This window comes from Ruegeria sp. CDSB029, from assembly GCF_059611125.1.
This window is the reverse complement of record NZ_JBXWOX010000014.1, coordinates 1-17,809: the sequence shown is the minus strand read 5'-3', so window position 1 is coordinate 17,809 and position 17,809 is coordinate 1. Positions and strand designations below refer to the sequence as shown.

Below are 17,809 nucleotides of genomic sequence, written 5' to 3'. Positions count from 1 at the left end.
GAGGCGAAGAAAGTGTCAGAGGCCCATCTGCGCACGATGATTAGCCATCAACACGCAGGTTGGCGGTGTCACCTGGGCGCATGTACGATATACCGCCCCCGGTTGGCATTGCCGCTTTGGGACAGATAGCCCTTTTGAACCAGCGATTTCAGCGCGCGGAAGAATGTCGGGCGCGAGACGCTCTGAACAAGGGTGTGCTCGATCAGACCGAAGGTGCGGACTTCTTGATCGGCTTTCGACAATTCTTCGGCCGCGTAGTAAATGTCACGCTCAACCGGAGAGAGTTGTTCCAGTCCAAGGGTCCGTTCCATACTTTGCATCAGTTTGCGAAGTTCGGTCAGTTTCGAGATTTCCGTCATTTGCCTACCTGTTGTTTTCCTTGCCGCCTTTCGCGCTGGAGCGAAAGTTAGAAACTCGCTGAAACAGAATTTTTCCAGCATGTCTCATATTGACACCCATCCCCGATGGATTAAACTAGATACCTGATTAGGTTGCTCAAATCGCGAATGTGAGTGCGCGCTTATTGAGTGTCCCCAAGGTCTTTTTACTTCCCGCCCGGTGCGCAAGCGCCGGGCTTTTACGTCATAATGACACAGTGAAGTACTGCAATCTGCTGCAGCGGGCAATGAATTTGTATATGCTTGGTGCATTATACAACCACAGGAAGATTGCAGAAAGGTTACTCGCCCGGAGAAAAGAAAAGGGGCGAAAACCGCCCCCTTTGGATATCAACCGATTGCTACGGCTTTGATGTCATCATCAATAAAGGGCAGGTACTGCTCAAAGTTCTCTGCAAACATCTGCACCAGTTTTTCCGCTTGCTTGTCGAATGCGGCCTGATCATCCCAGGTGCGGCGCGGATCCAGCAGAACTTCGGCCACACCGGGCACGGAGACCGGGACGTCAAATCCGAAATTGGCGTCCTTGCGGAATTCGGCGTCGCGCAGCGATCCTTCCAAGGCAGCTGTCAGCAACGCGCGGGTCGCGCGGATTGGCATACGGCTGCCGACACCATAGGCACCACCTGTCCAGCCAGTGTTCACCAGCCAGCAAGTCGCACCATGCTGGGCGATCTTGTCGCGCAACAGGTTGCCGTATTCTTCCGGGCGACGCGGCATGAAGGGCGCGCCGAAGCAGGTTGAGAAGGTGGGCTGAGGCTCGGTGACGCCACGCTCTGTACCCGCTACTTTCGAGGTGAAGCCAGACAGAAAGTGATACATCGCCTGTGCTGGGGTCAGCCGCGCGATCGGAGGAAGGACACCAAATGCGTCACAAGTCAGCATGATGATGTTCTTGGGATGCCCACCCAGCGCGCTGCTCGAGGCGTTCGAGATATACTCCAGCGGATAGGCGCAGCGCATGTTTGCAGTCAGCGAGTCATCCTCGAAATCCAATTCCTTGGTTTCGGGGTCAAAGACCATGTTCTCGATCACAGTACCGAATTTGCTGGTGGTCGCGTAGATCTCCGGCTCGGCTTCGGCGTTCAGATTGATGGTCTTGGCATAGCAACCGCCTTCGAAGTTGAAGGTGCCGCGATCCGACCAGCCATGCTCGTCATCGCCGATCAACGTGCGGGCAGGGTCTGCCGACAGGGTGGTCTTGCCAGTGCCGGACAGGCCAAAGAACACCGCGGTGTCGACCGGGTTGCCAACGGCGTGGTTGGCCGAGCAATGCATCGGCATTACGCCTTTTTCGGGCAGCATGTAGTTCAGCAGGGTGAAGACAGACTTTTTGTTCTCCCCCGCGTACTCGGTGCCGCCAATCAGGATCAGCTTGCGGTCGAAGTTCAGCGCAATCACGGTCTCACTGTGGCAGCCATGCTTGGCCGGGTCGGCCTGGAAGCTGGGGCAGTTGATGACGGTGAAATCTGCAATGAACTCTTCCAGATCTTCGCGATCCGGACGGCGCAGCAAGTGGCGGATGAACAGGTTGTGCCATGCCAGTTCGGTGACCATGCGCACATTGATCGAATAGGCGGGATCGGCGCCGCCGACAAGATCCTGCACAAAGTAGTCACGGCCCTTCATATGCTCGATCATATCGGCATACAGCGCGTCAAACCCTTCGGGGGTCATCGCGGCGTTGTTTTCCCACCAGATTGTGTCGGCAACACTGTCGGTTTTGACGACGTGTTTGTCCTTGGGCGAACGGCCGGTGAATTTGCCGGTGGTGACCAGGAATGCGCCGCCATTGCCAAGAGTGCCTTCGCCGCGCTTCAGCGCTTCTTCGATCAGCGCCGGTTCCATGAAGTTGTAATAGACATTGCCCAGACCCTCGATGCCCTGATCTTCGAGGCGGAATTGCGGGTTAACCCGTCCAGATGTCATGCGTTTCTTCTCCTGTGGCGGCGCGTCGGCGGTTGGGCCGGGGGGCGCACTTGGGGCAGTATACCGGGAAAAACCGGCGGATGGGCGGGTCTTAACATGGTCGTTTGGGGCATGAACAGGACGGTTTGGCGCAGTTAGCGCAACCAAGTTAAAGTTTAGCGCCACCACTAATTTCCTGTCGGAAAACAAGGCGTTTTTCCGCGCGCATTAACGGCTTTTTTGCCGCATCTGTGTGACAACAATCTCACGATTCGCAGATACGGATTGATTCGCGGCCATAAAAACGACAAAGATGCCCTACTAATAAGCGAATTATTGCGTGAGTGAGCAGGAATAGGGGTTAACCCGATGTCGAAGATTGCATTGGTGGACGACGACAGAAATATTCTGACGTCCGTATCCATGACACTCGAAGCCGAAGGGTTCGAGGTTGAAACTTATAATGATGGGCAGGCGGCGCTGGACGCTTTCAACAAGAAACTGCCTGATATGGCTGTTCTGGATATTAAGATGCCGCGGATGGATGGGATGGATCTGTTGCAGCGGCTGCGGCAGAAAACTCAGATGCCGGTGATATTCCTTACCTCCAAAGATGACGAAATAGATGAGGTTCTTGGCCTGCGCATGGGCGCGGACGACTACGTCAAGAAACCCTTTTCCCAGCGTCTTCTGGTTGAACGCATCCGCGCGCTGCTGCGCCGGCAAGAGGCGACAACTGGCGATGTGGCAACCGCCAACACAGGTGACGCCAAGGTTATGGAACGCGGCGATCTGCGGATGGATCCTCTGCGCCATGCGGTCAGCTGGAAGGGCTCGGACGTTTCTTTGACCGTAACTGAGTTTCTGTTGTTGCAAGCGTTGGCTCAGCGACCGGGCTTTGTCAAAAGCCGCGATCAGCTGATGGATGTAGCCTATGATGATCAGGTCTATGTGGATGATCGCACGATCGACAGCCACATCAAGCGACTGCGCAAGAAAATGCGCGCCGCAGATCCTGAGTTTTCGGCGATCGAAACACTGTACGGAATTGGGTACAGGTACAACGAAGAATAGGCGTGGCCAAAAACTAGGGGTAACCAAGTCTCGTGCGCGATACGGAACAAGCCAGCGAATTGCGGGACGGTGATGTCGTTCTGGGGGATGATTGGGTCATCCCGCAGGATCCCGAGTCAGCCGAACTTCGGCACGCGCGCCGCCGCCGCGGCTTGTTTGCAATGCGCGGCTCGCCGCTTGCGCGCAAGATCATCACGCTCAACCTGATCGCCTTGGTGATCCTTGTCACCGGGTTGCTGTATCTGGACGATTCCCGTGATGAGCAGGTTCAGCAGACCGCGCGCAATCTGATCGGGGATGCGCAGTTGGTCAGCAACGTGTTCGAAGCACAGTTGCGCCAGACAGCATCCGGCCTGTCACAGGATGCCGGCACACTGGACGTAAAGGACACGCTGGAGGGCCTTACATTGCCCCAAGGGGGCGAGGTCTTTGTCTATGACGAACGGGGAACTCTGATTGGATGGGCGCGTGGCGCAGCATCCGAGCAGGCGCTGTTGGCGTCCGAGTCCGAGGTTCAGACCGGCAGTACCTTGATCAGCGACGCCTTGAACGCCGTGTGGACGGGCTTGTCGCGTGTGTTCTCCGCCACAGAACCCAGCGAAGCGCCTACCCTGGCGCAACGGGTACAGACCATAGTTCCCGGCGCGCTGCAGGGGCAGATGCAGGTGCAGGCCGTCAAGGATGACTTTGGCGAAACGGTCATTGTTGCAGCCGCCCCGATCCTGCAAGATGGCGTCGCGGTAGGGGCCGTTGCCATGGCCGGGCCATCCGGAGAGATTGACGCCCTCGCCCGTCGCGAGCAGGAGCGCATCCTTCAGATGTTTGTCGTCGCGCTTCTTGTGTCGATCGGACTAAGCCTTGTTCTCGCCTCAACCATCGCAAACCCGTTGGCGGATCTTGCGGCGGCCGCCGAACTGGGTAAGGACCGGGGCGCCGGAGTGAACCCCGGCCGTATCCGCATCCCAGACCTGACCGCGCGTCCGGATGAAATCGGTCTGCTCAGCCGCGCGCTGCGGGGTATGGTCACCGCGCTTTATAACCGAATTGACGCGAACGAACAGTTCGCCGCTGATGTCGCGCATGAGATCAAGAACCCTCTGGCCAGCCTTCAGTCTGCCGTGGGCACGTTACGAATGGTCAAACGCGATGACCAACGTGAAAAGCTGATGGGTGTGATCGAACATGATGTTCGCCGTCTGGACCGTCTGGTCAGCGATATCTCGAACGCGTCCCGTCTGGATGCCGAACTGGTCAAGGAAGAAGAACAGCCGTTTGATCTGGTGAAGCTGGTTGGCAATATCAGCCAGTATCTGGGTGAAGATGCGCGGGCTAAGGGCATCGACTATATAACCGATCTGCCGTCCAATCCGATCATAATCAACGGGCTGGAGGCGCGACTGGCGCAGGTCTTTGTCAACCTGATTACCAATGCCACCTCGTTCTGCGAGGACAGCGATGCGATCCGTGTCTGGGTCCGACGGCGCGAAAACAGGGTGCTGGTCGTGGTAGAAGACACCGGCCCAGGCATTCCTGAACAGGCCCTGACCAAGGTCTTCAAAAGGTTCTATTCCGAGCGTCCCGCCGAGCACTTTGGAAACAACTCGGGCCTGGGGCTGGCAATCTCAAAGCAGATTGTCGAAGCACATGGTGGTGTGATCTGGGCCGAAAACATCCGACCAACCGACGCTGATATCACCTCGGACCCGCTGGGTGCGCGATTTGTTGTCGGGTTGCCTGTGTAAATTATGAACGCCCCGTCAATTTATGATTTGGAAGAACAGGACAGTGCCATACTCCACGCCAGTTGTGTGGCTGTCGGCGGGCGCGGTCTGCTGATTGTTGGCGCGGCAGGGGCGGGAAAATCCGCGCTGGTCTTGCAGATGATGGCGCTGGGTGCCGAACTTGTCGGTGATGACCGCGTGGCTTTACACAATAGCGGCGGTGAAGTGACCGCTGATGCGGCCCCGAATATCCGCGGCGTTGTTGAGGCCCGCGGCATCGGGTTGCTACACGCATCACCGGTGGGACCCGTGGATTTGCGATATGTGGTGGATCTGGACCAAAGGGAAGAAGCACGTTTGCCAGATCCGATCTCGATCCGAGCCCTGAGGCAAACAATCCCCTTGCTTCGCGGTAGCGGCGTCCCCAATTTTGCTTCAGCATTGATGCAACTGATGAAAATGGGGCGCGTAAACCCGGAATGGCCCAGAAAATGAAACAACAGCGGCGGATCGTTTTGATCACCGGTCCTTCGGGCGCTGGGCGGACGACGGCGATCCGTGTGCTTGAAGATTTGGGGTTCGAGGCCATCGACAATTTGCCGATGGGCCTTTTGATGCGCTTGTTGGACGGTCCGGAAAACGATCGGCCCATGGCATTGGGCATCGATGCCCGAAATCGCGATTTCTCGACCATTGGGTTCATTGATCTTGTTATGCGGCTGCGGCGGACCGAGCAGGTCGAGCTTACGGTTCTCTATCTTGATTGCCGAAACGAAGTGCTGCTGCAGCGGTTCTCGGAAACCCGAAGACGCCATCCCGTTGCGGCCGATGCAGGTCCTGAAGCCGGTGTGCTGCAGGAAAAAGAGCTGTTGGCCCCGATCCGTGAAATTGCCGACATTCTGATCGACACCAGCCAGATCAACGTTCACCAGTTGCGCAAGGAGGTCGAGCATTGGTTCGCTCCAGAAGGCGGCCGACATCTGGCGGTATCCATCGAGTCTTTTTCGTACAAACGCGGCTTGCCGCATGGGTTGGACATGGTTTTTGACTGCAGGTTTCTGGCCAACCCCTATTGGCGTCTGGAATTGCGGGCCGAAGATGGTCGAAACCCGGACGTGGCGCGCTATGTACAGTCTGACGCGAATTACGCGCCGTTTTTCGACCGCGTTGTCGATCTGCTGAAATTGTTGTTGCCCGCTTACCGCGCCGAAGGCAAAGCGCACCTTTCGGTGGCATTTGGGTGTACCGGAGGGCAACACAGATCGGTCGCAACCGCAGAAGCGGTCGCAAAGGCCCTTGCACAGGAGGGGCAGCAAGTGGCAATTAGGCACCGCGAAATGGAACGTCGATCGTTGAATGAGAGGCCGGATTGATCGGGATCGTACTCGTAGCACATGGCGGGCTGGCTCAGGAATATCTGGCCGCAATGCAGCATGTTGTCGGAAAGCAACCGGGCCTGGCCGCAATCTCGATCGAGGCTGACCACGACCGGGAAGCCAAGCAGTCGGAAATCTGCACCGCCGCTGACGGTGTGGATGTCGGCGACGGCGTGGTTGTTGTCACGGATCTGTTTGGCGGCAGCCCGTCGAATCTGAGTCTGAAGGCCTGCACCCCGCAGGACCGCCGTATCCTCTACGGTGCAAATCTGCCTATGCTGATAAAATTGGCCAAAAGTCGCCACCTGCCGATCGGGGATGCGGTTCGGCGGGCTATGGAGGCTGGACGCAAGTATATCAATGCCCAAAACGTGACGTTGGATTAAGACCGGATTGATTAAGAATGACCAACCGAAGCTTGAAAATAATCAATGAAAAAGGCCTGCACGCCCGCGCCTCGGCTAAGCTGGTCGAAGTGGTCGAGGGGTTTGACGCCCAGGCAGAGGTGTCCAAAGACGGGCTTTCTGCATCAGGGGACAGCATCATGGGTCTTTTGATGTTGGCAGCGTCTCGCGGAACGACTATTGACGTCGAGACGTCCGGACCGGATGCTGAGGCGTTGGCGGATGCATTAGAAACCCTTGTGAACGGAAAGTTCGGGGAAGGGTTCTGATCCTGCCAGTCGCGATACGAAGAACGGGAAAACCAGGAATTGGCGCAAACGACGCACGAGACCAAGACAGGCCCGGTGGTGGACGGGGCAGAAGATCAGGGCGAAATCTATGATCGCAGAACCCTGACCTACGCGAACTCCTTCGACGATGTCTGGACGTCTACAGCCATCCGCGCCATTGAATGGTGTACGGGTAAGCTGACTATCCTGCGGATGGTCAACAAGTTCGAGAAGAAGAACGAATACTATCGCGGCCAGCGGTTCTGGGGCGGCGCGCTTGAGGTTATGGGCATCAACCTCACTACTCCGAAGGAACAGTTTGCAAATATCCCGAAAACCGGACCCGTAGTTGTCGTGGCCAACCACCCGCATGGCATGGTCGACGGTATGATTCTGGCGGAACTGATCGGACAGGTTCGCAATGACTATCGTATCCTGACCCGTTCTGTCCTGACCGGGTTGGACGAGGCGGCGACCTCGTTCATGATCCCGGTTCCCTTTCCACACGACCCCGAAGCGCAAACCAAAATGCTTGAGATGCGCGGCAAGGCGATGGAACACCTGAAGGAAGGTGGCGTTGTTGCTCTGTTCCCGTCAGGTGTGGTGATGTCCTCGGACGACTGGTTCGGTCCTGCGCAAGAGCAGGAATGGAATGTGTTTACCGCCAAAATGATCCGCCGATCCGGCGCGCAGGTGGTTCCGATCTTCTTTCCGGGCAGCAATTCACGCGCCTATCAGATTGCCAACAAGCTGTCGCCGATCCTAAGACAGGGGCTGCTGCTGCATGAAATCGTACGCTCTTGCAACAAGCCGCAATCTCCGGTGATTGGCGAGCCGATTTCGGACGAGGATATGAAGCTGCTGGAAAGTGATCCGCGCGGTTTCATGGCGTGGCTCAGAAAACGCACAATGGCGCTTGGTAAATCACGCGATTCCTGATCCGCTCTTCATTTGGCTCATAATATCCCGGGCGAGGGGGCTGGGCCCCTTTAGCGCGTTGGGACCGGTGTTTCACCTCTGTAATCATAAAACCCGCGTTCGGTCTTACGGCCAAGCCAGCCGGCTTCGACGTATTTTGTCAGCAGTGGGCAGGGCCGATACTTGGTGTCTGCCAACCCGTCGTGCAACACGTTCATAATCGCCAGACATGTGTCCAGCCCAATGAAATCAGCCAGTTCCAGCGGGCCCATCGGATGGTTTGCGCCTAGCCGCATCGATTGATCAATCGACTGCACGCTGCCGACCCCTTCGTAAAGAGTATATACGGCCTCATTGATCATCGGCATCAGGATGCGATTCACGATGAAGGCCGGGAAGTCTTCCGCGCTTGCTGCGGTTTTACCAAGCCGGTCCACAACCGCTTTACACGAGTTGAACGTCTCTTCATCCGTGGCAATCCCCCGGATCAGCTCGACCAGCTGCATCACGGGCACCGGGTTCATAAAGTGGAACCCCATGAAGCGTTCGGGCCGATCCGTTCGGCTGGCCAGGCGGGTAATCGAGATTGAGGACGTGTTGGATGTCAGAATCGTATGGGGTAGAAGATGCGGCTGCAGGTCTTCGAAAATCGCCTGTTTGATTGCTTCCCGCTCGGTCGCGGCTTCGATCACCAGATCGGTCTGACCCAACTGGGGCAGCTCCAACGTCGTGTTGATCCGGCTCAGCGTGGCTTGCATCATTTCGTCCGAGATTTTGCCTTTTGATGCCTGTCGGGCCAGATTGCCTTCAATCGTCGCCACGGCGCTGTCCAGCGCGTCCTGCGAGACATCGTTCAGCAGAACGTCATACTCTGCCAGCGCCAGAACATGAGCAATGCCATTGCCCATCTGACCTGCGCCAATCACTCCGACCGATTTTACATCCATGTTCAGGTGCCTTTGTGTCTCGAGATATGGCGACAGTATCGACAGATCGGGGCGGGCGGCAAGGGGATCAGACCGATCGATTTTGCTTCAAATGCGCACATTAGGATTTTCTCAAGACTTGCGGCTGCAAGATGGCAACCGGGTGAAAAATGGGTGAGTGATATGAGCTATTATCAAACAGGCTCGGGGGGACCCGGGCATGAGGTATGCCAATATGACGGATCGCGGCTGTGGTTTCGTGGCGCTCGGCGTGTTCTGGATCAACCTTACGCGGCCTGCGTCGGCGGGGATGAGACATTTGGGCGATTCGTCGACCAACCATTTTCAGCTATTCTCGAAGACCGGCTTGAAAGACGCGTTCTGAACTTTGGATGCCTGTTCAGCGGCGTTGACGCGTTGTGCGATGACATGGGGTTGTGCAATTTGCTAAGAGGCGCAGATCTGTGCGTCATGCAGGCGCCAGGGCTTCTTGGACAGTCCAACCATTTCTATCGCGTTCATTCCAGGCGCAATGACCGATTTCTGGCGCCAACGAAGGATTTGATCAGCCTGTATCCCGAAATCGACTTCACCGAGGTTCATTTCGTTCGCCACCTGATGAGCTGCCTGGAAAAGGTTCGCGACGCACGCATCGAAGTTGTTCTGGACGAATTGCGCCGAAACTGGGTTCGGAAGATCGGTAAATTTCTTCAAAGCCTGGAAAGTCCGGTGATCCTCTTGCGCCTACACGTCTTTCGAGGAGAACTGGGCGCGCATCATATTGACAGCGCTAATGTCGGCGTAACGGATCAGATGATCAAAACCGTTGGCAAACCCTGCGCGGATATCGTCGACGTCAAAACACATGTGTGCGGCCAGTCTGATGAGATCGAGGATATGTTGTTCGGCACACTGCAACAGCCAATGGCAGAGCACATGATTGGCCCAGCTGCCCATCGGGCGATTGCGGCAGCTTTGATGGGGCCTATACGCAATTTGCATTAAAAAAGGCCCGCCAATTGGCGGGCCTTTCCAAAATTCGCGATGAAAAAGCTAGGCCAGCGGTTAGCCGAGTTTCTCGGTCAGTTCAGGCACGGCCTGGAACAGATCTGCAACCAGTCCGAAATCCGCAACCTGGAAGATCGGCGCTTCTTCGTCTTTGTTGATCGCAACGATGACTTTCGAGTCTTTCATACCAGCCAAGTGCTGAATCGCGCCCGAAATGCCGATCGCGACATAGAGGTCGGGTGCAACTACCTTACCGGTCTGACCGACCTGCCAGTCGTTCGGTGCATAGCCCGAGTCCACGGCGGCGCGCGATGCGCCAACAGCGGCGCCCAGCTTGTCAGCCAGACCTTCGATCAGTTTGAAGTCCTCTTCAGAGCCGACACCACGGCCGCCCGAGACAACAACGCCAGCCGAAGTCAGTTCCGGACGGTCGCTCGCGGCAACTTTGTCCTCGACCCACGAAGACAGGCCCGGGTTTTCGCCGACCGAGATGGTCTCGACTGCGGCCGAGCCGCCTTCGCCAGCCGCGTCAAAGGACGCGGTACGGAAGGTGACGACTTTCTTGGCGTCGTTCGATTTCACGGTCTGGATCGCGTTGCCCGCGTAGATCGGACGCTCAAAAGTCGAGCCGTCAACCACGCCGGATGCATCCGAGATCACCATCGCGTCCAGCAGGGCTGCAACGCGCGGCATCACGTTCTTGGCGTCGGTGGTGGCAGGCGCAACGATGTGCTCATAGCCATCAGCCAGACCGACGATCAGGGCCGCGGTCGACTCAGCCAGGCGGTGACCCAGCGAGGCGTCTTCGGCAACCAGTACCTTGGACACACCGTCGATTTTGGCGGCGGCTTCACCGGCAGCAGCGGCAGAACCGCCCGCGGCCAAAACGGTGATGTCACCCAGTGCCTTTGCGGCAGTGACAGCCTTGGCGGTGGCGTCCATCGCCAGTTCGCCGTTGTTGACTTCTGCGAGAAGAAGAACAGCCATTACACAGCCCCCGCTTCTTTGAGTTTCTCGACCAGCTCATCAACCGAGCCGACGACGATACCAGCAGCACGTGCCGGCGGCTCTTCGGTTTTGACAACTTCCAAACGCGGTGTGACGTCGACGCCGTAATCGGCGGCGGTTTTCTCGTCCAGCGGCTTTTTCTTCGCCTTCATAATGTTCGGCAGAGACGCATAGCGCGGCTCGTTCAAGCGCAGGTCAACAGTGACGATGGTCGGCATCTTGACGCTGATGGTCTGCAGGCCGCCGTCTACTTCACGGGTGATCTTGGCGCTGTCGCCTTCGATGTCCAGCTCGGACGCGAAGGTGCCTTGCGACCAGCCCAGCAGGGCCGACAGCATCTGACCGGTAGCGTTCATGTCGTTGTCGATCGCTTGCTTACCAGCCAAAACGATGCCGGGTTGCTCTTCCTCGACCACTTTGGCCAGGATCTTGGCAACGGCCAGCGGTTCGATGTCTTGATGGACGTCATCGGCGGCAACAACCAGAATGGCGCGGTCAGCGCCCATGGCCAGTGCGGTGCGCAGGGTTTCCTGCGATTGCTTGACGCCAATCGAAACCGCAACGATTTCGTCAGCCTTGCCTGCTTCTTTCAGGCGAATCGCTTCTTCCACAGCGATTTCGTCGAACGGGTTCATCGACATTTTGACATTGGCGAGATCAACACCGCTACCGTCCGCTTTCACGCGAACTTTCACATTATAGTCAATCACGCGTTTGACAGGCACGAGTACCTTCATTTTGCGCTTGCTCCTCACAAAAAACGGTAAGCCGCGAAGCGACTCCACCAATGCTCTCGGGGGACTGAATAGCGTCTCAGTTCACGCTGCAACAGGGCAAAATCGTCACGTCATGAACTTGAGACGTCGCGTTTCATGTATTTTGACGCAACGGCGTGAAATTTTATTGCTTTGGTGGCCGGTGCCAGAGCTTTGGGCCCCACCCGTTTGGCTGGAGATTTGCTTTGTTGGTCGGTGCAGGGTTCGCCGGATCCCGCGTCGCCTTCAGCGGTTCGCGCCTGGTACCCACAAAACGTCCGCAGTGCCGTTTTCGTTGGCGCAGCGGGCGGCGACAAAAAACCAGTCACTCAGACGGTTGAGGTATTTTACCGCGACTGCATTCACGGGTTCCATGTTGGTCAGCTCGACCGCCAGACGTTCGGCGCGGCGGGATACGGTTCTGCAGACATGCAGATTCGCTGCCAGACGCGACCCGCCGGGCAAGATGAAGCTGCGCAGCGGCTCTAGCGTTTCGTTCATCACGTCAATCTCCGCCTCCAACCGATCGATCTGAGATGCAACGATGCGCAGGGGCGGGTAGTCCGCCTCGGCGTCTTTTTCCATGTCGGGGCGACAGAAATCTGCGCCCAGATCGAACAGGTCGTTTTGAATGCGCGCCAGGGCGGCATCGACGTCGCCTTCCGCCTCGGTCCGAGCAACGCCAACAAAAGCGTTCAGTTCGTCAACGGTCCCATACGCGGCCACGCGACCAGAATACTTGGCGACCCGTTCGCCGTTGCCCAGCGCAGTTTTTCCATCATCGCCGGTGCGGGTGTAAATCTTGTTCAGAACGACCATTTATTGAGCTCCTTGTCCGCGCAGGTAGACGTAGAGCACGATCAGCACCACGGCAATGAACTGGAACAGGATGCGAAGGCGCATCATCTTGTTGCTTTTCATCGCAGCAGCTTTGCCGCTTTTGCCGAAATTGGAGATGCCGATCGCCAGCACGACGACGACCGCCGCCATGGCCAACAGCAAAATGACCATCAAAAGGTCCATAAGCACACCGTCCGCGTTTCTTGTTTCGTTAGGCTATCATCTAGCCTCATGTACATGAAAAGCGAACGGGTAATTTCGCCTCAGACGTCCGACAGAATGCGGTCGATGGTGCGGGTGGGCAAAAGGCGGCGCAGATACCCGGCGATGTAGGTTGGCGTGGTGACATAGTAGCGCGCGCGCGGCCTTTTTGATCCAACCGCATGGGCCAGCTTGTCGGTCACCGCTGATGCAGGCAGTTCGAAACGATCCGGGCCTGAGGATTCGTACAGTCTTTTCAACAGAGAAGCCTCGTATTTTTCGCGCAGGGCCGAGTTCTCCCAGTTGATGAAACGTTCAAAGAAGGGGATCGAATTCTCGCGGATTTTCGACGTGATTGGGCCGGGTTCGATCAGAATGGCCTTGATGTTCGTTCCGGCAAGTTCCAGACGCAGCGTGTCGGTAAGGCCTTCAATGGCATATTTTGTGGCGACATATGCGCCGCGCCATGGGAAGGCCACCAGGCCCAGAACCGACGAATTCTGAACGATTCGCCCATGTCCTTGCGCGCGCATGACTGGAATCACCAGTCGGGTGAGTTCATGCCAACCAAAAAAGTTGGCCTCGAATATCACACGGAGCCCTTCGGTCGGCAGATCTTCAACTGCGCCGGGCAAGCCGTGCGCTCCGTTGTTGAACAGCGCATCCAGGGTGCCTCCGGTGGCCTCAAGCACTTCGGTCAGGCCCGAGGCGATACTTGCGGCGTCGGTATAGTCGATGCGCGGGCTTTCAAAGCCTTGCGCGCGCAGCCGGTCGCAATCGCGCTGCTGGCGGCAGGATGCAAAGACACGCCAGCCGCGCGCACGCATACCGTGTGCCGCGTCCAGACCGATGCCGGACGAGCAGCCGGTGATAAGAATGGTTTTCTGCATGATCTTCCTGACCCTCAATTCAGGTCATAACTATTGCGAGGTACGGGGCAGGACAATGACGGTGCAGCGTCAGTTTTGAACTTTTCGAACCAGTGAGGCGGAAATCCAACCAACCTGTTGCGCGGGCAACACGCGCAGGCGCAGCCAGCCGGTTCCGGAATCGCTCAGTACTTCGACCTTTTGTCCGATGGCCGCTTTGCCGACAATTGGGTATATGGTGCCGGGCCCATCGCGCATGTTCACCCGCGTTCCTGAGATTTCGCGGATGTCTTTTTCAGGTTCGGGAATCGCCGCGGCCTCTGATGTTTCCGGCAGGGGCGCTTCATCGGTCTGACGCAAACCCGCTACACCGTCTTCCAACGAAGCAAGCGTGATGTTTGCGCTCTGATCATCGAACACCGAGATGCCGGACAGAGATTGAAGGCTGGCGGGTTCGGCCACGATCTGCACGATCTCTTCGGTTTCAGGTTGGGGTTGTGCACGCACCGATGGTGCCCGTACGGCCACATTGGTCACAAGTTCTTCAACCCGAGCGGGTGCTACTGCCGCAGGCTGGGATACAGAGGCAACGCGCACAGGTTGATCGCTTCGCAAGCCGCGCGGCTCGAAATCTGGTCCGCCGCTCATAACGTAAAAACACCAGCCAAGTGCAGTGAAAGTCAAAATAATAAGGCGCGTCATGGCGCATCCCCCAGGTCAATCGTTAGGTACAAGAAATTGGCAGCAGTCTAATGAAGACAGCCTACCATATTTCGCGGTCCGAGTCGAAAACCGGGGGAATTCCGGGACTTGTCTCCCCCTGTTGCAAAAAGCGCGACTTGTCCCCAGCAAAATCTAAGCTGATTGCTTTACCAGCGCGCGCTTGCGGCGTATCACATCATATATGAACGATACGATCGACGACCCCAATATGGAGGTCCCCAACAATGGGGGCGAGATAGCTGAACCGCTGCGCCGCGCGATTGGCGAACGCTATCTGACCTATGCGCTGTCCACCATCATGCACCGGGCCTTGCCTGATGCGCGCGATGGGCTGAAGCCTGTGCACAGGCGAATCCTCTATGCGATGCGCGAGCTTCGACTCAGCGCAACGGGCGGGTTCCGTAAATCCGCGAAGATTTCCGGCGACGTGATGGGTAACTATCACCCGCATGGCGATGCCGCGATTTATGACGCGATGGCGCGTCTGGCGCAGGATTTCAACGTTCGCTACCCGCTGGTCGACGGGCAGGGTAACTTTGGCAACATCGACGGTGATAACCCTGCGGCCTCACGTTACACCGAGGCGCGGATGACCATCGTGGCCGAAGCGTTGCTTGAAGGGCTGAACGAAGACGCCGTCGATTTCCGCGACAACTATGATGGCACGCTGTCCGAGCCGGTCGTGTTGCCGGCGCAGTTTCCGAACCTGTTGGCCAATGGGTCCAGCGGGATCGCGGTGGGAATGGCGACGAACATCCCGCCCCACAATATTGCCGAGCTGTGTGATGCCTGCCTGCATCTGATCAAGGTGCCGGATGCGCGCGATGATACGTTGCTGAACTATGTACCGGGGCCGGACTTCCCGACCGGCGGCATTATCGTCGAGCCACCTGAGAACATTGCACAGGCCTATCGCACCGGGCGCGGATCGTTCCGCCTGCGGTGCAAATTCGAGGTCGAAGATCTGGGCCGCGGCCAGTGGCAGATCATTGTCACCGAGATTCCGTATCAGGTTCAGAAATCCAAGCTGATCGAAAAGATCGCCGAGCTGATCCAGACCAAGAAAATCCCGATCCTCGCCGATGTGCGCGACGAATCCGCCGATGATATCCGCCTGATCCTTGAACCACGGTCCAAGAATGTGGACCCCGAGGTGTTGATGGGGATGCTCTATCGCAACTCTGATCTTGAGGTTCGGTTTAGCCTGAACATGAACGTGCTGATCGACGGGGTGACGCCCAAGGTCTGCTCGATGAAGGAAGTGCTGCGCGCTTTCCTTGATCACCGGCAAGAAGTGTTGCTGCGACGCTCGCGTCACCGTATGGCCAAGATCGACCACCGGTTGGAGGTGTTGGAAGGCTTTATCGTCGCCTTCCTGAACTTGGATCGCGTGATCGACATCATCCGCTACGACGACGACCCCAAAGCTGCGCTGATGCGCGAGGATTGGGGCATCGACCACGTCCGTGCCACCAGCGAGGCGGACTATGTCTCGCCCAAGCCGGGCGAGGGCGAATTGTCCGAGGTTCAGGTCGATGCGATCCTCAACATGCGTCTGCGGTCCTTGCGCCGTCTTGAAGAGATGGAACTAGTTCGTGAGCGCGACGCATTGATGCTGGAACGCGCCAATCTCGAAGACTTGCTGGCTGACCCGGCCCTGCAATGGGCCAAAATCGCCGAGCAGCTGAAAGAGACCAAGAAGACCTTTGGCAAAGACTATGAAGGTGGCGCCCGCCGGACTCAGTTCGCCGAGGCCGGGCAGGTTGAAGAAGTACCGCTTGAGGCAATGATCGACAAAGAACCGATCACGGTCGTCTGCTCTCAGATGGGCTGGATTCGTGCCATGACGGGTCACATCGACCTGAAGCGCGAGTTAAAGTTCAAGGACGGCGACGGCCCGCGTTTCATATTCCACGCTGAGACGACTGACCGTTTGCTGGTATTTGCCTCGAACGGGCGATTCTACACGCTCAGCGCCGCCAATCTGCCGGGCGGGCGCGGTATGGGCGAACCGCTGCGCCTGATGGTCGACCTGCCGAACGAGGCGCAGATCATCGACATCCTGATCCACAAACCTGGGCGCAAGCTGTTGGTGGCGTCAGACGCGGGTAACGGTTTCATGGTACCCGAGGATGACGTGCTGGCCCAGACCCGCAACGGTAAGCAGGTGCTGAACGTCAAAGCTGACGAGACGGCGATGATCTGTAAACCCGTTTCGGGCGATCACGTCGCGGTCGTGTCGCAGAACGGCAAGTTCCTTGTGTTCCCAGTGGAAGAGCTGCCGGAAATGGGGCGCGGCAAGGGTGTACGTCTGCAGAAATACAACATGGCGCGCGGTCGGCAGGGCACACTGGAACTGGATGGTGGCCTGTCCGACATCACCACCTTCAATTGGGAAGAGGGCCTGAAATGGTCCATGGGTGGCGACAAGACCCGGCACGAGGCGGACATGTCACAGTGGCTGGCCAAACGGGCCAGCGTTGGGAAAAAAGCGCCTTATGGTTTCCCACGCGACTATAAATTTTTGTGAGTAAGCGCGCTTGCAAGTGGATTTCTGCCGATACGGCATGGCACAAGCGGTATCGTTGCGCTAGATCAAAGAAAAACAGGCATATCGAGACGAGAACATGTTGCGAGCTTTGACCCTGATTACCGGACTGGCCCTGATGGGCGCGTGCACGCAGACACAGGTTTACGAAGAGCCTGAATCGCTGGGCGAATTCAAACTGCGCGTCAACTACGCATTTGCCGAAAAGGCCCGGCAGGGGCCGGTGTCGCGGGATGCGACGCCCAAAGAGTGGGAAGACGCCATTCAGAACGCCGTGAATATTCGGCTTGGCCGATATGAGGGCGCTCAGGAATACGACATTGGTATCAGCCTGGAAGGCTACATGTTGGCACCTCCGGGTGTGCCCGTGATCTACAATCCCAAAAGCACGGCAATTGTCCTGGTTAACGTCTATGACGTGCGCAAAAAAGAGTTCCTGGCCAAAGGAAAACAGTTTCAGGTGCTAGAAGACACGACCGGTGAAAGTGCACTCACGGGATCTGGTCACTCGCGCACCAGAGAAGAGCAAATGGATGGCCTGGCGCTCAAGGTTGCCGATCGTGTCGAGGAATGGCTTGCCGAGGAACACAAGGACAATGGCTGGTTTGACCGGCGCCCGGACTTGATCCAGCCGCTGGATTCCGTCGAGGTCACCCAAAATCCGGCGTCTTAACCAGCTTTTCACGCAGGATGTGCTTGATTTTCCCCTTTGAACCAAATATCTCGCGCGCGCAGATGTAACCACGGGACTAAGGGTCCCCCAAATCGCAAAAGGGCGCCTGAGGAATGGCAAAGGAAAAGTTTGAGCGTAATAAGCCGCACGTCAACATCGGCACGATTGGCCACGTTGACCACGGCAAGAC

The 17,809-nt window shown here is 57.2% G+C and carries 20 protein-coding genes; 10 read left to right on the top strand and 10 right to left on the bottom strand.

Annotated elements, in window-relative coordinates; genetic code table 11:
• Nucleotides 1–68: 68 nt before the first annotated feature.
• Nucleotides 69–359 carry a hypothetical protein gene (locus AC2FI8_RS16035; protein ID WP_058273655.1) on the bottom strand — a complete coding sequence of 97 codons (291 nt, stop codon included), beginning with the start codon at nucleotides 357–359 and terminating at the stop codon, nucleotides 69–71.
• Nucleotides 360–728: 369 nt separating this feature from the next.
• Entirely contained in the window at nucleotides 729–2,327 is a 1,599-nt protein-coding gene (locus AC2FI8_RS16030; RefSeq protein WP_496767165.1) for a phosphoenolpyruvate carboxykinase, read from the bottom strand.
• A 348-nt stretch (nucleotides 2,328–2,675) separates the two neighbouring features.
• Here AC2FI8_RS16030 and AC2FI8_RS16025 point away from each other — a divergent pair, with 348 nt between their 5' ends.
• From AC2FI8_RS16025 to AC2FI8_RS15995, 7 genes are read left to right on the top strand one after another with little or no spacing between them, the layout of a single operon-like run.
• Nucleotides 2,676–3,380, top strand: coding sequence for a response regulator transcription factor (locus AC2FI8_RS16025; RefSeq protein WP_496727077.1), 705 nt, complete (start codon nucleotides 2,676–2,678; stop codon nucleotides 3,378–3,380).
• A 32-nt stretch (nucleotides 3,381–3,412) separates the two neighbouring features.
• Complete coding sequence (locus tag AC2FI8_RS16020; RefSeq protein WP_496780119.1) at nucleotides 3,413–5,122, top strand: sensor histidine kinase; 1,710 nt, start codon at nucleotides 3,413–3,415, stop codon at nucleotides 5,120–5,122.
• Between the two features lie 3 nt (nucleotides 5,123–5,125).
• A complete protein-coding gene (locus tag AC2FI8_RS16015) occupies nucleotides 5,126–5,596 on the top strand; it encodes an HPr kinase/phosphorylase (RefSeq protein WP_496780117.1) in 471 nt (156 codons plus the stop codon).
• Nucleotides 5,593–6,474, top strand: a complete 882-nt coding sequence (gene rapZ, locus AC2FI8_RS16010) for an RNase adapter RapZ (RefSeq protein ID WP_496780115.1) — start codon at nucleotides 5,593–5,595, stop codon at nucleotides 6,472–6,474. The genes AC2FI8_RS16015 and rapZ overlap by 4 nt, the downstream gene beginning before the upstream one ends.
• A complete protein-coding gene (locus tag AC2FI8_RS16005) occupies nucleotides 6,471–6,863 on the top strand; it encodes a PTS sugar transporter subunit IIA (RefSeq protein ID WP_170561187.1) in 393 nt (130 codons plus the stop codon). The genes rapZ and AC2FI8_RS16005 overlap by 4 nt, the downstream gene beginning before the upstream one ends.
• A gap of 17 nt (nucleotides 6,864–6,880) precedes the next feature.
• Entirely contained in the window at nucleotides 6,881–7,150 is a 270-nt protein-coding gene (locus tag AC2FI8_RS16000; protein WP_058273259.1) for an HPr family phosphocarrier protein, read from the top strand.
• Nucleotides 7,151–7,189: 39 nt separating this feature from the next.
• Nucleotides 7,190–8,089, top strand: a complete 900-nt coding sequence (locus AC2FI8_RS15995) for a lysophospholipid acyltransferase family protein (protein WP_496780113.1) — start codon at nucleotides 7,190–7,192, stop codon at nucleotides 8,087–8,089.
• Between the two features lie 50 nt (nucleotides 8,090–8,139).
• Here AC2FI8_RS15995 and AC2FI8_RS15990 read toward each other — a convergent pair whose 3' ends face one another.
• Nucleotides 8,140–9,015, bottom strand: a complete 876-nt coding sequence (locus AC2FI8_RS15990; RefSeq protein WP_496780111.1) for a 3-hydroxybutyryl-CoA dehydrogenase — start codon at nucleotides 9,013–9,015, stop codon at nucleotides 8,140–8,142.
• Between the two features lie 162 nt (nucleotides 9,016–9,177).
• On the opposite strand from AC2FI8_RS15990, the gene AC2FI8_RS15985 reads away from it, so the two are divergent.
• Nucleotides 9,178–9,999, top strand: coding sequence for a DUF6473 family protein (locus tag AC2FI8_RS15985; RefSeq protein ID WP_496780110.1), 822 nt, complete (start codon nucleotides 9,178–9,180; stop codon nucleotides 9,997–9,999).
• A 60-nt stretch (nucleotides 10,000–10,059) separates the two neighbouring features.
• Here the strand turns inward: AC2FI8_RS15985 and AC2FI8_RS15980 are convergent, their stop codons facing one another.
• The 6 genes from AC2FI8_RS15980 to AC2FI8_RS15955 all read right to left on the bottom strand — a co-directional run bounded on the left by AC2FI8_RS15980 (nucleotide 10,060) and on the right by AC2FI8_RS15955 (nucleotide 14,377).
• The gene (locus tag AC2FI8_RS15980; protein ID WP_496737205.1) at nucleotides 10,060–10,989 is read right to left on the bottom strand and encodes an electron transfer flavoprotein subunit alpha/FixB family protein; all 930 of its coding nucleotides are present in this window, start codon (nucleotides 10,987–10,989) and stop codon (nucleotides 10,060–10,062) included.
• Nucleotides 10,989–11,747 (bottom strand): electron transfer flavoprotein subunit beta/FixA family protein, encoded by a 759-nt coding sequence (locus tag AC2FI8_RS15975; protein WP_058278923.1) that lies wholly within the window; start codon nucleotides 11,745–11,747, stop codon nucleotides 10,989–10,991. Before AC2FI8_RS15975 ends, AC2FI8_RS15980 begins: the two co-directional genes overlap by 1 nt.
• A gap of 264 nt (nucleotides 11,748–12,011) precedes the next feature.
• Nucleotides 12,012–12,584 (bottom strand): cob(I)yrinic acid a,c-diamide adenosyltransferase, encoded by a 573-nt coding sequence (locus AC2FI8_RS15970; RefSeq protein WP_058278922.1) that lies wholly within the window; start codon nucleotides 12,582–12,584, stop codon nucleotides 12,012–12,014.
• Entirely contained in the window at nucleotides 12,585–12,788 is a 204-nt protein-coding gene (locus tag AC2FI8_RS15965; RefSeq protein WP_058273252.1) for a twin transmembrane helix small protein, read from the bottom strand. It abuts the gene before it with no gap.
• 80 nt (nucleotides 12,789–12,868) lie between these two features.
• Nucleotides 12,869–13,696 carry an SDR family NAD(P)-dependent oxidoreductase gene (locus tag AC2FI8_RS15960; protein ID WP_496767163.1) on the bottom strand — a complete coding sequence of 276 codons (828 nt, stop codon included), beginning with the start codon at nucleotides 13,694–13,696 and terminating at the stop codon, nucleotides 12,869–12,871.
• Between the two features lie 69 nt (nucleotides 13,697–13,765).
• Entirely contained in the window at nucleotides 13,766–14,377 is a 612-nt protein-coding gene (locus AC2FI8_RS15955; RefSeq protein WP_496780108.1) for an SH3 domain-containing protein, read from the bottom strand.
• Between the two features lie 202 nt (nucleotides 14,378–14,579).
• Here AC2FI8_RS15955 and AC2FI8_RS15950 point away from each other — a divergent pair, with 202 nt between their 5' ends.
• Nucleotides 14,580–16,928 (top strand): DNA topoisomerase IV subunit A, encoded by a 2,349-nt coding sequence (locus tag AC2FI8_RS15950; protein WP_496780106.1) that lies wholly within the window; start codon nucleotides 14,580–14,582, stop codon nucleotides 16,926–16,928.
• Nucleotides 16,929–17,025: 97 nt separating this feature from the next.
• Complete coding sequence (locus AC2FI8_RS15945; RefSeq protein ID WP_496740310.1) at nucleotides 17,026–17,619, top strand: hypothetical protein; 594 nt, start codon at nucleotides 17,026–17,028, stop codon at nucleotides 17,617–17,619.
• Nucleotides 17,620–17,627: 8 nt separating this feature from the next.
• Here the strand turns inward: AC2FI8_RS15945 and AC2FI8_RS15940 are convergent.
• Nucleotides 17,628–17,809: hypothetical protein (locus AC2FI8_RS15940; protein ID WP_496780105.1), on the bottom strand; the 182-nt coding region annotated here is incomplete at its 5' end.

Bases quoted from the DNA above. Each gene is read 5' to 3' on its own strand.
- AC2FI8_RS16035 (WP_058273655.1), bottom strand. From the start codon at position 359: ATGACGGAAATCTCGAAACTGACCGAACTTCGCAAACTGATGCAAAGT.
- AC2FI8_RS16030 (WP_496767165.1), bottom strand. From the start codon at position 2,327: ATGACATCTGGACGGGTTAACCCGCAATTCCGCCTCGAAGATCAGGGC.
- AC2FI8_RS16025 (WP_496727077.1), top strand. From the start codon at position 2,676: ATGTCGAAGATTGCATTGGTGGACGACGACAGAAATATTCTGACGTCC.
- AC2FI8_RS16015 (WP_496780117.1), top strand. From the start codon at position 5,126: ATGAACGCCCCGTCAATTTATGATTTGGAAGAACAGGACAGTGCCATA.
- rapZ (WP_496780115.1), top strand. From the start codon at position 5,593: ATGAAACAACAGCGGCGGATCGTTTTGATCACCGGTCCTTCGGGCGCT.
- AC2FI8_RS16000 (WP_058273259.1), top strand. From the start codon at position 6,881: ATGACCAACCGAAGCTTGAAAATAATCAATGAAAAAGGCCTGCACGCC.
- AC2FI8_RS15990 (WP_496780111.1), bottom strand. From the start codon at position 9,015: ATGGATGTAAAATCGGTCGGAGTGATTGGCGCAGGTCAGATGGGCAAT.
- AC2FI8_RS15985 (WP_496780110.1), top strand. From the start codon at position 9,178: ATGAGCTATTATCAAACAGGCTCGGGGGGACCCGGGCATGAGGTATGC.
- AC2FI8_RS15980 (WP_496737205.1), bottom strand. From the start codon at position 10,989: ATGGCTGTTCTTCTTCTCGCAGAAGTCAACAACGGCGAACTGGCGATG.
- AC2FI8_RS15975 (WP_058278923.1), bottom strand. From the start codon at position 11,747: ATGAAGGTACTCGTGCCTGTCAAACGCGTGATTGACTATAATGTGAAA.
- AC2FI8_RS15970 (WP_058278922.1), bottom strand. From the start codon at position 12,584: ATGGTCGTTCTGAACAAGATTTACACCCGCACCGGCGATGATGGAAAA.
- AC2FI8_RS15965 (WP_058273252.1), bottom strand. From the start codon at position 12,788: ATGGACCTTTTGATGGTCATTTTGCTGTTGGCCATGGCGGCGGTCGTC.
- AC2FI8_RS15960 (WP_496767163.1), bottom strand. From the start codon at position 13,696: ATGCAGAAAACCATTCTTATCACCGGCTGCTCGTCCGGCATCGGTCTG.
- AC2FI8_RS15955 (WP_496780108.1), bottom strand. From the start codon at position 14,377: ATGACGCGCCTTATTATTTTGACTTTCACTGCACTTGGCTGGTGTTTT.
- AC2FI8_RS15950 (WP_496780106.1), top strand. From the start codon at position 14,580: ATGAACGATACGATCGACGACCCCAATATGGAGGTCCCCAACAATGGG.
- AC2FI8_RS15945 (WP_496740310.1), top strand. From the start codon at position 17,026: ATGTTGCGAGCTTTGACCCTGATTACCGGACTGGCCCTGATGGGCGCG.